Here is a 13,919-nt window from a genome sequence, read left to right as displayed (position 1 = left end):
GGCGAGCGTAAAGTCCGCGTAAAATTGCCCCCTATGGCCGCGCACCTCCGGCGATCCATACGCCCAGTTTTGCGCGTTCTTCCAATGTCATATGGGTCATGTTGCCCAAAGGCATGACCTGCGCGTCCACCGCCACCTTTTTGATGCGCGGCGCGGCGGCCGAGGCATGTTCGGCATTGTCCAGCAACACGCCCAGAGGCGGCGCGGCAAAGGCCGGATTGGTGGGATGGGGCGCATGGCATGTCACGCAATGTTTGGCCAGAATCGGCTGAATATCGGCATAGGTCGCCTCGCCCGTCGGCTTGGCGCCCTTCTTTTCAAGGCTGACATAAGTGATCGTGGCGATGCCGATCACCGCCGCAACGGCCATGGTCGGGCGCGGATCGGCCCCCTTGTGGCGCAGGTTGAACACATGGCGGATGGCCACACCCATGGCCGAAATCATCGCCAGCACCAGCCAGGGCCGATCCGCACCGAAGGTCATCGGATAATGGTGGCTGATCATGATGAACAGCACCGGCAGCGTCATATAATTGTTGTGGAGGGACCTTTGCTTGCCCCGTGCGCCCAGCGTCGGGTCCGGCTCGGCTCCCGCGATCAGAGCGTTCACCACCTTGCGCTGGCCCGGAATGATGATCATGAACACATTGGCCGCCATCACCGTGCCGACAATCGCGCCAATATGCAGATAGGCCCCGCGCGCGCTGAACACGCTGTTGAGGCCGTAAGCCATGGCCACCAGAAACCCATACCAGATCAGGCCCAGCAGGCGATTGTTGCGCCCCAGCGCCGACCGGCACAGCCCGTCATAAACCACCCAGCCCAGAACAATCGCGCCCATGCCGATGCCTGCCGCCTGCCACGGCTCCAGCGCCGCCTTGGCCGTATCGATCAGGAAAGCCCGCGCGCCGACATAATAGACCAGCACCAGCAGCGAGAACCCGCTGACCCAGGTGAAATAGGCCTCCCATTTGAACCAGTGCAATTCGTCCGGCATCTTGGACGGGGCGACCTGATATTTCTGCTTGTGGTAAAATCCCCCGCCATGGACCGACCAGACCTCGCCCGAGGCCTCACCTTCCTTGGGCGGTTTCAGATGGTTGTCCAGCCAGACGAAATAGAAGGACGAGCCGATCCACGCGATGCCGGTGATCAGATGCAGCCAGCGCAGCCCCAGATTGAGCCATTCGGTGATATCCACGGCGCGTCCCCTAGTCTTAGCCTGATGCCTCCATGCGATTGGCCGTGCGTTCGATAAAGCGCAAAATTTCGCTTATCCTGTCGCAAAAATCAGAACGCCTCAGGCCTCCACATCCTCACGCGCCAGAGGATTGGGCACCGCCGGGCCAACCCGGTGCAGCGTATTGCGGTCGGTATGCGCAAAAGGCTCCTCCACCCCGCGGATTTGCAGCATCGTTGTCTGCTCATAACTCCACTGGTCCGGACCATCGATGGTGACGGTGATGGCGAAGCTGTCGGTGCGGAAATTCTCTTCCAGAAACACCGCCGAGATGATGCCGTTCTCGGCGCTGCCCCGCTGCGCCGTCAGGGTAAAGCTGGTGGCATCCGCCGCAGCCTCGCCCTTGGCCAGCGCCGCCTGTCCGCGCGGGATGGTCAGCGTGTGGAGGATGCGCCCGGTCGCCGGTTCCCACAGCCAGTAGCCGACCTGATCGTGATACATCTCGACCTCGCCCGGCTTGGTGATCGCCGTGTGATAGCGCAGGCCATAGAGCAATTGCGGCCCGTTCATCTGGGGGTCGATGGGCTGGATGGTCATCCGCTCGATATAGACCTGTTCCTCGGCGCCATCCTCGGTGGGCTTCACATCGCGGCCCTTGATGCCTTCCCACACGCCCGCCATCGGCGCCAGCGGGCCCAGATTGGCCAGCGTATCGACATCGGGTTCGGGTTCGGCAAACAGATGGGCGGGAAATTTCGACATGTGTTTTCAGACCCTTTAACTAAATTTGCGCCCAGCGGCGCAACAGGTTGTGATAGACCTGCATCAAACGGTCAATATCCGCGTCGTCCTTGCCCCGCCCCGGCGCTAATCCCTGAATCGAGCGGTCAAGGTCATAGAGCATGGTCCGCGCGCCTTCGTCCGGCACCGCGCTCTGCATCCAGAAAAAGCTGGCGATCCGCATCCCGCGCGTCACGGGCGTGACCTTGTGCAGGCTGGAACTGGGATAAAGCACCATATCGCCCGCAGGCAGTTTGACGCTTTGCCCGCCGAACTGGCCCTCGATGGTCAATTCGCCGCCCTCGTAATCCTCCGGATCGTTCAGGAACAAGGTGGCCGACAGATCGGTGCGCAGCAGGCGATCCTCCCCCGGCATACGCATCAGCGCGCCATCGACATGCGCGCCGTAATGGCCGCCATCGCGATAGAGGTTGAAACGCGGCGGATGGATCGTCACCGGCAAAGCGGCGGCGAGGAATTGCGGATTTTGCCCCAGCCGGGTCAGGATCACCTGCCCGACCTCCTTGGCCACCGGATCGTCCATCGGCACCTGCAGGTTCTGCTTCACCTGCACCGCCCGCTCGCCCGCCGTGGCCGCACCATCGGCCCATGGCGCGGCCAGCAGACGTTCGCACAGCGCGGCAATCTCGCCGGGGGCAAAGAGTTTCTCGATCACGATCAGCATATTACACCCCCGTCAGCGCATCCGGTCCGATGGCGTCCAGTGTGGCGCATCCCGCCAGCACCATCGCCAGTTCCAGCTCCTCGCGCAGAATTTTCAGCATATGGGCCACGCCCAGAGCACCCCCGACGGCCAGCCCATGCAATTGCGGCCGCCCCACCATCACCGCATCGGCCCCCAGCGCCAGCGCCCGAAACGCATCCGCCCCGGTCCGCACCGAACCATCAAGCAGGATCGCGCGATCCCGCCCCAGCGCCGCGCGCATCGCGGGCAGCAGCGTCAGAGGCGCCGGTGCTGCCTCCATCGCCCGCCCGCCGTGAGTGGAAAGCACCAGCCCATCCCAGCCCAGCGCCATCAACCGCACCGCATCATCGGCCCGCGACAGGCCCTTGGCCAGCAGCGGCAGATCGGTTTGCCCGCGCAGCCATGCCATATCCTCCCACCCCGGCGCAGCGGCGGTCAGGCGGGACAGGGCGGGATTATACCATTGCCCCGATGCCTCCGGCGCGGGCGCGAAACCGGAGAGATGAACCGCCGCAATGCCCGGCGGCATGACGAAACCGGCGCGCAGGGCCTGCGAGCTGGCTGGCTGAGCAGGTGTGTCGAGCGTCACGATGATCGCTCTTGCCCCCGCCGCCTCGGCCCTGCGAATCAGGCGCAGCGTATCCTCGCGCCGGGGCTGGACATAGAGCTGGAACCACAGCGGCCCGGCGGCCACCTGCGCGATGGCCTCGATGGGCCGGCTGGCCATGGTCGAAACGGTCATCACCGTTTCAAGGCAGCCCTGCGCGGTCGCCAACTCGCCTTCGGGATGGATCAGCCCATGATAGCCCAGCGGCGAGAGCAGCACCGGATGCGCCAGATCCAGCCCCAGCAAGGCCCGCCGCGTGTGCCCCCCGCGCAGATCGGCCAGCGGCCGGTTCAGGATCGCATGGGCGCCAAAGCTGGCCTCCTCACGCCGCCGCGCCGCGCCGTCTCCGCTGGCCCCTTCGAGCCATGCCCAGACCGCCGGATCCACGCGTGCCTGCGCCGCAAGCGTATAATCGGCCAGCGTGTAAAGATGCGGCGGCAAAGACACCCGGTTTAGGCCGCGATTCCCCAGCTTTCCAGCAGCGGCTCATTCTCCGGCTCACGCCCGCGGAAGGCGGTGAAGTTTTCAATCGCCGGGCGCGTGCCCCCGCGCGAGAGAACTTCGGCGCGGAAACGTTCGCCCAATTCGGCGCGCGAGGCATCGCCTTCCTCAAACGCAGCATAGGCATCAGCCGAAAGGCGCTCGGCCCAGAGATAGGAATAATAGCCCGCCGCATAGCCACCGGCAAAAATATGACTGAAGCTGGTGGGGAAACGGTGCCATTCGGGATAGTCGACGACGGCCACTTCGCTACGCACCTGCGCCAGAATGTCGCGGTAATCGGGCGCATTGTCGCCGCCCGCCGCGCGGTGCAGCCGCAGGTCGAACAGCGCAAATTCCGCCTGTCGCACCAAGCCCATCGCCCCCAGAAACTTGCGGGCGCCAAGCATCCGCGCAATCATCGCATCGGGCAAGGCCTCGCCGCTTTCCTCATGCGCGCTGGCGGCCTTCAGCGTGGCCGGTTCCCATGCGAAATTCTCAAGGAACTGGCTGGGCAATTCGACCGCATCCCATTCCACACCGGCAATCCCGCCCACGCTGGGCAGATCGACCTCGCCCAGCAGGTGATGCAGGCAGTGGCCCATTTCGTGGAACAGCGTCACCATGTCATTATGCGTGATAGTGGCGGGTGCATCGCCCACCGGCGGCGCGAAATTCGTGACGAGATAGGCGACCGGCGTGACGCCATGCTGGCGCGGGCGGGCCGAATCCATCCATGCCCCGCCGCGCTTGCCCTCGCGCGCAAAGAAATCGGCATAGAGCGAGGCGACCTCATGCCCATCGCGGTGCAGGGTGAAATAGCGCACATCGTCATGCCAGACTGGCACGCCCTGCGCGGCGCGGAATTCAACGCCGAAGAGTTCGCGCACCAACCCGAACAAAGCCTCCATCACGCGGGGCAGCGGCAGATAGCGGCGGATTTCAGACGTATCGAGATCATGCAGCTTGCGCCGCATCCGCTCGCTGGCAAAGCCGACATCCCAAGGGCGCAGATCGGCGATACCCAATTCATCCCGCGCAAATTCGGCCAAAGAGGCCAGATCGCGCACTGCCTGAGGCCGCGCCGCGCCGCCAAGGCTGGAGAGGAACGCATCCACTTCGGCCCCGTCGCGCGCCATTTTCGCGGCCAGCGACACCGCCACCGGATCCTCGAACCCCAGCGCCAGCGCAGCCTTGCCCCGGCGCGACAGGATTTCAGCGACGCGCGGGCCATTGTCGAACTGGCCCGCATTCGGCCCCTGATCCGAGGCGCGGGTGTTCCATGCGCGATAGGCTTCCTCGCGCAGCGCCCGGTCCTCGGCATGAGACAGCACCGCCATCACGCTGGGCGCGTGGAGCGTGATCAGCCAGCCTTCTTTGCCCGCACGCTCCGCCGCCGCGCGCATTCCCGCCCGGTCGGCCTCGGGAATACCGGCAAGGCGGGCCTCGTCGGTGATTTCCAGCGTCCACGCTTCGGTCGCGTCCAGCACAGCATTGGAAAATTCGGTCGACAGGCGGCCCATCTCGATCCGGTTGGCGACGAAATCCTGCGCCGCCTGCCCTTCCAACGCCACGCCCGACAGTTCGAAATCCTGCAAGGTCAGCTTCAAAGCGCGGCGCTCATCTTCGGGCAGTGCCTGCGGATCAATCGCCTTCAACGCCTGATACAGCGCCTTGTCTTGACCCACGGCGCTGAAATGCGCGTCGATCAGGGGCTGGGCCTGTCCATGGGCCTCGCGCAGTTCCACCGTGGTGGCCACCATCACCAGATGGCTGACCACGCCCCACACGCGCGAGATGGCCACATCGACCGCATCCTTGTCGGCCAACAGCGCCGGATCACCCGGCCGCGCGGCCAAAGCCTTCATCGCCTCGGCATGGGCGGCAATCGCGGCCTCAACCGCAGGCACGACATGTTCGGGCCGGATCGCGGCAAAATCGGGCAGATCAGTGGCGGCCAGCAGCGGATTGTTCGACATAGGATCCTGCAAATGAGAATTGTTGGCAGATAACTTAGGAAGCGTAACGCCCGCTGGCAAGGAAGGCGGCCATGCGCTCTTCCTCCGCTTCGTCCAAAAGCCCCTGCGCGGTCAGCCATTCTTCATTGTAATAGGTCGAGCCATAGCGCTCGCCGCTGTCGCACAGGATCGAGACAATCGAGCCCTTCTCGCCCGCATCGGCCATTTGCGTGGCAATGCGCGCAATCGCCACCAGATTGGTGCCGGTCGACCCGCCCACGCGCCGCCCCAGATAGCGCGAGAGCGCACGCGCGGCGGCGATGGAGGCGCGGTCCTCGACCACTTCCATCCGGTCGATCACGCTGCGGATAAAGCTGGGCTCGACGCGGGGGCGGCCGATGCCTTCGATCCGGCTGGTGGGGCCATCGGCGGTGATGACGGCTGCGTCATGCCAGTTGCGGTGAAACACCGAGGCCGCCGGATCGGCCACGCAGACCTGCGTGGCATGGCGATTGTAATGGACATAGCGGCCGATGGTGGCCGAGGTGCCCCCCGTGCCCGCGCCGGTCACGATCCATGCCGGGATCGGGTGGGGTTCGCGGGCCATCTGGCTGAAAATGCTGTCGGCAATGTTGTTGTTGCCGCGCCAGTCGGTGGCGCGCTCGGCATAGGTGAACTGGTCCATGTAATGGCCGCCCAGTTCCTCGGCCAGGCGCGAGGCCTCGCCGTAAACCGCGCCCGCGCCGTCAACCTTGTGGCATTGGCCGCCCAGCGCCTCGATGGCCGCGATCTTTTCGGGCGCCGTGCTGCGCGGCACCACCGCGATGAAGGGCAGGCCCAGCATCCGCGCGAAATAGGCCTCGGACACGGCGGTCGAGCCGGAGGAGGCCTCGACAATCGTCATCCCCTGCGCGATCCAGCCGTTGCACAGGGCATAAAGAAACAGCGAGCGCGCGAGGCGATGCTTCAGGCTGCCGGTGGGGTGGCTCGACTCATCCTTCAGATAAATCGCGATATGCGGCAGGGCGGGCAGCGGCACCGGGATCAGATGGGTATCGGCGCTGCGGGTATAATCCGCGTCGATGCGCCCGATGGCCCAGCTGACCCAGTTGGGACAGGGTTTTTGGCTCATCACCCTTCCCTATCCCGTGACGCGCCCGCGTCAACCGGGCCGGGCCTTATTTCACCGGGGTGAGACGAATTGCCCCGCCCCCGCCCGCCGCCAGCCACAGTTTGATGGTGTCGCCCTTGGCCACTTTGCGCGTTTCATAGGCGATCCTGTGCCGCGCCTCAGTCAGATAGGTCGCGCCCTCGCCGTCCTTATAGATGGTGGCGGTATAGGTCTTGCCGGGATCGAGGAAATCAAGCTTCAGATCCACATCGCGCGCCGTGGCATCGTTCACCCCGCCGACATACCAGTCGGGGCTGTTACGATCCTGACGGGCAAAGATCGCATATTCGCCCACCGCGCCCGCGATCAGATGGCTCTGCGCCCAATCGGCGGGCACCTGGCGGATGAAGGCCAGTTCCTTGGGATGCGCTTCAAGGCTCTCGATAAAATCGGCCGCCATCTGGATCGGGGAATAGAGCGCCAGATACAGCCCCAATTGCTTGGCCAGCGTCGAGGCCAAGGGCGCATGGTTGGCGCCCTCAAGGCTGAGGATACCGGGGGTGAAATCCATCGGGCCGGACAGCATACGGGTGTAAACCAGAGTCGGCTCATGGCTCGGCCCATTGGCGAAGGCGCCCCATGCGTTATATTCCATGCCGCGCGCGCCTTCCCGCGCGATCCAGTTGGGATAGGTGCGCCGCAGGCCGGTGTCCTTCACCGGCTCATGCGCATTGACGGCAATGTGATACTTCGCCGCCACCTGCACCACGCGCAGGTGATGCTGCACCTGACGCTGGCCATCGTGATATTCCATGCAGATTTTGGCTGGCTCATTCCCGCAGGGCGCCTGAATGCCGCCAGCATCGGCCACATAGCCCGTCTTGACCGCCGGCACGCCGAGGCGGTTGTAGAGCTTCATCGCATCCTCAAGCTGGGCCTCGTAATTGGCGATATTGCCGCCCGTTTCGTGATGGCCGATGATGTTGACGCCCTTCTTGTGGCCATAGGCGGTGACAGCCTCCAGATCGAAACCATCGGCCGATTTGGTAAAGCTGAAATCGCCCCCCGTGCCCAGCCAGTTGCCGTTCCAGCCCTTGTCCCAGCCCTCGATCAGCACGCTGGAAAAGCCGTTCTTGGCGGCAAAGTCGATGTACTGCTTGGCCCGCTCGGTGGTGGCGCCATGCTTTGGCCCTTCGGCCCATGTCCAGTCGCCCCGGATCATGCCCCACCAGATGCCGATGTACTTTTGCGGCTTGAACCAGCTTACATCGCCGATCTTGTTCGGTTCGTTGAGGTTCAGTTCAAGGTCGTTTTCCACCAGCCCTGCGGCATCATCGGCCATGCGGATCGCGCGCCAAGGCGTGTTGAAGGGCAGATCGCGCACAACCCGCGCGCCCTGTCCCGAAGGCGCAAGGGTGGTGCGGAACTTCTGCCCATCGGCCCGCTTGAACCACATGGCCGAATAATCGACCAACGCGGCCTCGTGAAAGGAGAGATGCGTGCCATCATCAAGGCGCATGGTGATCGGCGTATGCGCGGTGGAAACGCCATCGATCGGGGTCTTTTGATAGACCTGTTCATAGCGGTTCCATTCGCCGCCGGGGATCCACCATGCGGTGCCGCGCGGCGCGATGTCGAATTCGGTGACCTCATCGGCGATGCGCATCGTGGTCATCGCGGCCTGCCTGGGGATTTCATAGCGAAAGCCCACGCCATTGTCGAAAATGCGGAAATGGACATCCATCAACCGCTCACCCTGCTCCTTGGACTGGCGCAGGTGGACGGTGATCTCGTTATAATGGTCGCGCACATAGCGGCGCTCGCCCCAGGGCTGCTCCCATGTGTCATCGCCCTTGGCCGTATCGGCGCCGGTGATGGTCCATCCGCGCACCATGTTGACGCCGTCGGTCAGGATGAAGCCCATCAGCGAGGGCGCGATCAGCGCCTTGCCCTTGCGGGTGATGCTGTAGCGGGCGCGGTGATCGCTGTCGGTGGTGATGGCAATGGCGATGGTGCCATCGGGCGATGTGGCCGAATAGCTGGCGGGCGCGGTCTGGGCATAAGCTGAGGTTGCCGTCAGCAAAAGGGCGGCAAGGGGGACAATCGAGCGGGCCATGTTGGTCTCTCTCCGGGGGAAGAAGGGGGTTAAGCAGACAGGATAAAATGCGCGGCATAAGGCGGTAATTGCCCGCCCTCCGCGCCGTTCAATGCCAGCAGGATCTGCCCCTCCGGCGCGGCATGCGCGATGGTTTCGCCGCCAAGGTTAAAGGCGCAGGCCACCGCCTCGCCCCCCTCGCGCCGGGTGAAGGTGAGCAGATCGCCATCCACGCGCAGATCCTCCATCGCGCCCACCGCCAGCGCCCGATGCGCGCGGCGCAGGGCGATGATCTGGCGGGTGATGGCCAATTGGCTTTGCGGGTCGGCCTCTTGCCGGTCCACCGCGCGGGCGATGTTCTCGCTTGAAAGCGGCAACCACGGCGCGCCCTTGGTGAACCCGCCCTGCTCGTCCTGCACCTGCCAAGGCATCGGCGTGCGCACGCCGTCGCGGCTCAGCGTCAGCGGCCAGTTGGCGATGGCTTCGGGGTCCTGAAGCAGGTGGAACGGGATATCATCCTGCGTCAGGCCCAGCTCCTGCCCCTGATACAGAAACGCATTGCCGCGCAGCGCCATCAGCAGCGCCATGGTCATCCGCGCATAGGCATCACGATGCTCCGCCCCGACCCAGCGCGAGACATGGCGCGGCGCATCGTGGTTTTCAAAGGCCCAGCTCGGCCAGCCCTGCGCGCGGCCATCGGCATCCGGCGCGCCGTCCCAAAGCGCCTGCGTGCGCGCCACCAGATCGGCGGTCAGGCGGTCGGCATAGAGGAAATCGAAGCTGTAGGCGCTCGAAAGCCGCCCCTCGCCCGCCGTATAGGCCTTCATCAGCGGATCGGCGTCATCCCCACCGATTTCGGCCACGGTAAAGGTCGCGCCCGCCGCCTGACAGACCGCCGCGATGCGTTCGACAAAGCCGACCACATCGGGGTGGTTCATGCTGTTGACCTTGGCCTGAAAATCATAAGGTCGGGTGCGCGGCTTGCCATTGTCGGCCGCCACCGGATTATCGGCAAATCCGGGATCGAACATCGCATGGTTAAGCGCATCGAGCCGGAACCCATCCACCCCGCGATCCAGCCAGAAACGCAGCACATCAAGGCAGGCCTCCTGCACCGCAGGATTATGGCCGTTCAACTGGGGTTGCTCTTTCAGGAACTGGTGCATGTAATATTGCTGGCGGCGCGCATCCCATGTCCAGGCCGGGCCGCCGAACACCGATTGCCAGTTGTTGGGCGGCGTGCCGTCGGGGTTCGCATCGCGCCAGACATACCAGTCGGCGTGAGCGTTGGTCTTGTCCGCCCGGCTTTGCGCGAACCATGGATGGGCGTCGCTGGTATGGGCGAAGACCATGTCGATCATCACCTTCAGGCCCGATCCATGCGCGCGCGCCACCAAGGCGTCGAAATCGCTCAGCGTGCCAAAGATCGGATCGACATCGCGGTAATCGGCCACATCATAGCCGAAATCGGCCATCGGGCTGGTGAAGAACGGGCTGATCCAGATGGCATCCACGCCCAGCGAGGCGATATGATCGAGATGCGCGGTGATGCCCGGAAGATCGCCGATGCCGTCGCCATTGCTGTCGGCAAAGCTGCGCGGATAGATCTGATAGATGGTGGCGCCGCGCCACCATGGGCCTTGCGAAAGGGTCATTATCGGGGGTCCTTACTTGGTGGCGGCGCAGATGGCATAGCCGAAAGCGGGCAGGCTGATGGTCGCGCTGCCCGGTGCGGCGGGCGCGGCGGGGCATGGGCCGGACAGGGCGTTAAAGCGCCCGGTGGCGGCCTCGACGGAAACCTGCGCGGTGATGGGCTGGCCTGAGGTGTTGAAGGCCAGCAGCACCTCGGCCCCGGTTTTGGGATCAAGGCGCGAGACGGCAAACAGGCCCGGCCCCTCGCCCGAGGCGCGCAGGATCGTCCGCCCGCCCCAGAGCGCGGGGGTAGACCGGCGGATCTGCGCAAGGCGGGCGATGGCCTGATACAGCGGATGGCCGGGCGTGAAATTGGCGGCGGCGGTGGTGGAGGCGGTGCCCACCAGCACATCCTGATTATATTCGGCCACCTTGCTGGCGAACATATCCTGACGCGAGGATTGATCGCCCCCGCGTCCGGCAAATCCCTGTTCATCGCCATAATAGATGGTCGGCACACCGCGCAGCGTCAGCAGCATCGCATGGCCCAGCAGGTCGCGCGCCAGCCATTCCTGCGCGCCAATCCCCGGCCTGGCCTCGCGCAGGGCCATGGCGAAGCGGCCATTGTCGTGATTGCCAAGGAAAGTGGGCAGGCGCAGCGCGCCCCTTGGCCCATAGAGCGCATCGTCATCGACCATGCGGGCCAGTTCCCGCGTGCCGGTCCTGCCGCTTGCCGCATCGGTGGCCGCGCGCATGAAGGCAAAATCCAGCACCGCAGGCAGCCCCGCGCGATGCACCCATCCGGCCAGCAGCGCCGGGTCATAATCGCCGGTCGCCACCTCGCCAAAGATGTGGAAATTGGGGATGCCGCGCGCCCGCGCCCGCGCCTGCATGGCGGGCACAAAGGCGCGCCAGAATTGCGGGTTCACATGCTTGGCCGTGTCGATGCGATAGCCGTCGATGCCGAAACGGTCGATCCAGCTGGCGTAAATCTCGATGAACTCTTTGACCACGCGCGGATTTTCCGTGGCCAGATCGTCCAGCCCGACGAAATCGCCATATTGCGCGCTCTCGCCCTTCCAGTCGGTGTCGCCGCGATTGTGATACCAGATGGGATTGTTGAGCCAGGCCGGGTTCTTGGCCTTCTCCTCGCCGCGCGGCACATAAGGCGTATAGGCAAAGGCGGGATCGGTCATATGCGCCCAATTGGCGGAGCGCGCATCATCATCGCCCGCAAATCCACCATTGATCGGCGCGCCCGCGATCCCACCCCGGCGCGAAAAGGGATAATCGGCCTTCGAACGATAGGGCGCGGCGGCATTGCCCGCCTCGCGATATTGGATGACATCGGCGGTGTGGTTGACGATGATGTCCATATAGACCTTCATCCCCCGCGCATGGGCCGCCTCTACCAGCGCGGCGAAATCCGCGTCGCTGCCGAAATGCGGATCGACATGCAGGAAATCAGTGATCCAGTAACCGTGATAGCCCGCACTTTCATGGCCCTTGGCCCCCTGCACCGGCTTGTTCCTGAAAATCGGCCCGACCCAGATCGCGCTGGCGCCCAGCCCCTGAATATAATCGAGCCGCGCGGTCAGCCCTTTGAGGTCGCCGCCATGATAGAAGCCCTTGTCCGCAGGGTCGAAGCCATGGGACAGACGATCGCCCGCGATGCCGCCCGTATCATTAGCCGGATCGCCATTGGCGAAACGGTCGGGCAGGACGAAATAGATCACGTCCTGTTCGGGCGTGCGGGCGCGCAGGTCGGACAGGGGCGTGCCTTGCGCGGCGGACGCCGCCAGCGCGGCCAGAGCCATGGTCAAAGCGCGCCTCATGCCATCACCTTTTGCGCCGTGGGGGCCGCGCAATGACGGGCGATATAGTCGGCATGGGAAGGATATTGCCCCACCTCTCTGGTATAGAGCGCCGAGATGAGTTCGAGATAATCGCGCAAATCCGCCTCCGGAATGGCCTCGGCCATGGCATGGCTGGCGGCCGGAATGATGCCCTGTGCGGCCATCACCTGAAACCAGCCCACCTCGCTGAACAATTCCTCGCCCTCGCGGAAAATCTGGCCCGAAGCGGCGAAGAGGTCGATCTTGGCGCGCAAGCTGTCGGGCAAGTCCACCGCGCGGCAGGCCTGCCAGAAAGCTTCTTCGCGCCGGTTGGCCCAGTAATGCAGGATGATAAAATCGCGGATCCGCTCCATTTCAAAGGCGAACTGGGCGTTGAAGGCATCGCGCGTGACCTGCGCCACCGGCCCGCCGGGCAGGAATTTGAGCAGGCGCGCAATCCCCGTCTGGATCAGATGGATCGAGGTCGATTCCAGCGGTTCAAGGAAACCGGAGGACAGGCCGATGGCGATGACATTGGCCTTCCACGCCTCGCGGCGACGGCCGGTGGTGAAACGGATCGGGCGGGGCGCGGTGATCGCGCCGCCTTCAAGGCCCGCGACCAGTTCGTCATGCACCGCATCATCGGTTATGAAATCGCTGCAATAAACGCGGCCATTGCCGGTGCGATGCTGCAAGGGGATACGCCATTGCCAGCCCACCGGATGGGCGATGGCGCGCGTGTAGGGCACCAGATCGGCCAGACGCGGGCTTTGCACCGCCATCGCACGATCACAGGGCAGCCAGCGGCGCCAATCCTCATAGGCCCCGCCCAGCGCATCGCCGATCAACAGGCCCCGCTGGCCGGAGCAGTCAATGAACAGATCGCCCGCAATCTCGCGCCCATCGGCAAGGCGCAGCACCGTGACATCCCCGGTCAGGCCATCGCGGCGCACCTCGGCAATCGTCCCCTCGGTGCGCTTGACGCCCCGCGCCTCGGCATGGTCGCGCAGAAAGGCGGCATAGAGCCCCGCGTCGAAATGAAACGCATGGGGCATGGCGGGCACGGTCTGAGCCGTCAGCGACGCGCCGTCATGCATCCGCCCGGCCCGCGCGGCGATGGTGTTGAGCGTATAGACCCCTGTCTCTTTGGCAAAACCCAGCCGCATCGCGCGCGACCAGAAATGCTGAAACGCGCAAAGGCCCACATCGCGGCCGACATCGCCAAAGGCATGGATATAGCTGTGGCCCGGATGCAGCCAGCCATCAAAGGCGATGCCCAATTTATAGGTTGCCTGCGTGGCGCGCATAAAGGTTTTTTCATCAATGCCCAACGCCTTGTTGAACACATTGATATGCGGGATGGTCGCCTCACCCACGCCGATGGTGCCGATCGCGTCGCTTTCCACCAGTTCGACAGTAAAGCCGTCATCCAGAAAATGACCCAGCGCAGCAGCCGTCATCCAGCCCGCCGTGCCGCCGCCCACAATGACGATGCGCTGTTGTGGCCTTTGGCTCATCCCGCAATTCCCGTTGGC

10 protein-coding genes are annotated in these 13,919 nt (G+C 64.4%); all 10 read right to left on the bottom strand.

Annotated features, from left to right (window positions below):
* Positions 1-31: 31 nt before the first annotated feature.
* Positions 32-1,201, bottom strand: coding sequence for a urate hydroxylase PuuD (locus FHW92_RS05025; RefSeq protein WP_168602186.1), 1,170 nt, complete (start codon positions 1,199-1,201; stop codon positions 32-34).
* Between the two features lie 99 nt (positions 1,202-1,300).
* Entirely contained in the window at positions 1,301-1,942 is a 642-nt protein-coding gene (locus FHW92_RS05020) for a heme-binding beta-barrel domain-containing protein (RefSeq protein ID WP_168602185.1), read from the bottom strand.
* Between the two features lie 19 nt (positions 1,943-1,961).
* The gene (locus tag FHW92_RS05015) at positions 1,962-2,645 is read right to left on the bottom strand and encodes a Fe2+-dependent dioxygenase (protein WP_168602184.1); all 684 of its coding nucleotides are present in this window, start codon (positions 2,643-2,645) and stop codon (positions 1,962-1,964) included.
* A 1-nt stretch (position 2,646) separates the two neighbouring features.
* Positions 2,647-3,720, bottom strand: a complete 1,074-nt coding sequence (locus FHW92_RS05010) for an alpha-hydroxy acid oxidase (protein ID WP_168602183.1) — start codon at positions 3,718-3,720, stop codon at positions 2,647-2,649.
* Between the two features lie 5 nt (positions 3,721-3,725).
* Positions 3,726-5,732, bottom strand: a complete 2,007-nt coding sequence (locus tag FHW92_RS05005) for a M3 family metallopeptidase (RefSeq protein ID WP_168602182.1) — start codon at positions 5,730-5,732, stop codon at positions 3,726-3,728.
* A 34-nt stretch (positions 5,733-5,766) separates the two neighbouring features.
* The gene (locus FHW92_RS05000; RefSeq protein ID WP_168602181.1) at positions 5,767-6,843 is read right to left on the bottom strand and encodes a PLP-dependent cysteine synthase family protein; all 1,077 of its coding nucleotides are present in this window, start codon (positions 6,841-6,843) and stop codon (positions 5,767-5,769) included.
* Positions 6,844-6,889: 46 nt separating this feature from the next.
* Complete coding sequence (locus FHW92_RS04995; RefSeq protein WP_168602180.1) at positions 6,890-8,938, bottom strand: glycoside hydrolase family 97 protein; 2,049 nt, start codon at positions 8,936-8,938, stop codon at positions 6,890-6,892.
* 29 nt (positions 8,939-8,967) lie between these two features.
* Complete coding sequence (locus tag FHW92_RS04990) at positions 8,968-10,572, bottom strand: alpha-amylase family glycosyl hydrolase (RefSeq protein ID WP_168602179.1); 1,605 nt, start codon at positions 10,570-10,572, stop codon at positions 8,968-8,970.
* A 12-nt stretch (positions 10,573-10,584) separates the two neighbouring features.
* On the bottom strand, positions 10,585-12,384 hold the full coding sequence (locus FHW92_RS04985; RefSeq protein ID WP_168602178.1) for an alpha-amylase family glycosyl hydrolase: 1,800 nt from the start codon (positions 12,382-12,384) through the stop codon (positions 10,585-10,587).
* Positions 12,381-13,901 (bottom strand): tryptophan halogenase family protein, encoded by a 1,521-nt coding sequence (locus FHW92_RS04980; protein WP_168602177.1) that lies wholly within the window; start codon positions 13,899-13,901, stop codon positions 12,381-12,383. The genes FHW92_RS04985 and FHW92_RS04980 overlap by 4 nt, the downstream gene beginning before the upstream one ends.
* Between the last annotated feature and the right edge of the window lie 18 nt (positions 13,902-13,919).

The organism is Novosphingobium sp. SG707, from assembly GCF_012275515.1.
Classification (GTDB): Bacteria; Pseudomonadota; Alphaproteobacteria; order Sphingomonadales; family Sphingomonadaceae; genus Novosphingobium.
This window is presented reverse-complemented; position numbering and strand designations above follow the sequence as displayed.

What these genes read in the sequence shown, in the direction of transcription:
- FHW92_RS04980 (WP_168602177.1), bottom strand. Translation starts at nt 13,901, where the DNA reads ATGAGCCAAAGGCCACAACAGCGCATCGTCATTGTGGGCGGCGGCACG.
- FHW92_RS04995 (WP_168602180.1), bottom strand. Translation starts at nt 8,938, where the DNA reads ATGGCCCGCTCGATTGTCCCCCTTGCCGCCCTTTTGCTGACGGCAACC.
- FHW92_RS04985 (WP_168602178.1), bottom strand. Translation starts at nt 12,384, where the DNA reads ATGAGGCGCGCTTTGACCATGGCTCTGGCCGCGCTGGCGGCGTCCGCC.
- FHW92_RS05015 (WP_168602184.1), bottom strand. Translation starts at nt 2,645, where the DNA reads ATGCTGATCGTGATCGAGAAACTCTTTGCCCCCGGCGAGATTGCCGCG.
- FHW92_RS04990 (WP_168602179.1), bottom strand. Translation starts at nt 10,572, where the DNA reads ATGACCCTTTCGCAAGGCCCATGGTGGCGCGGCGCCACCATCTATCAG.
- FHW92_RS05005 (WP_168602182.1), bottom strand. Translation starts at nt 5,732, where the DNA reads ATGTCGAACAATCCGCTGCTGGCCGCCACTGATCTGCCCGATTTTGCC.
- FHW92_RS05000 (WP_168602181.1), bottom strand. Translation starts at nt 6,843, where the DNA reads ATGAGCCAAAAACCCTGTCCCAACTGGGTCAGCTGGGCCATCGGGCGC.
- FHW92_RS05020 (WP_168602185.1), bottom strand. Translation starts at nt 1,942, where the DNA reads ATGTCGAAATTTCCCGCCCATCTGTTTGCCGAACCCGAACCCGATGTC.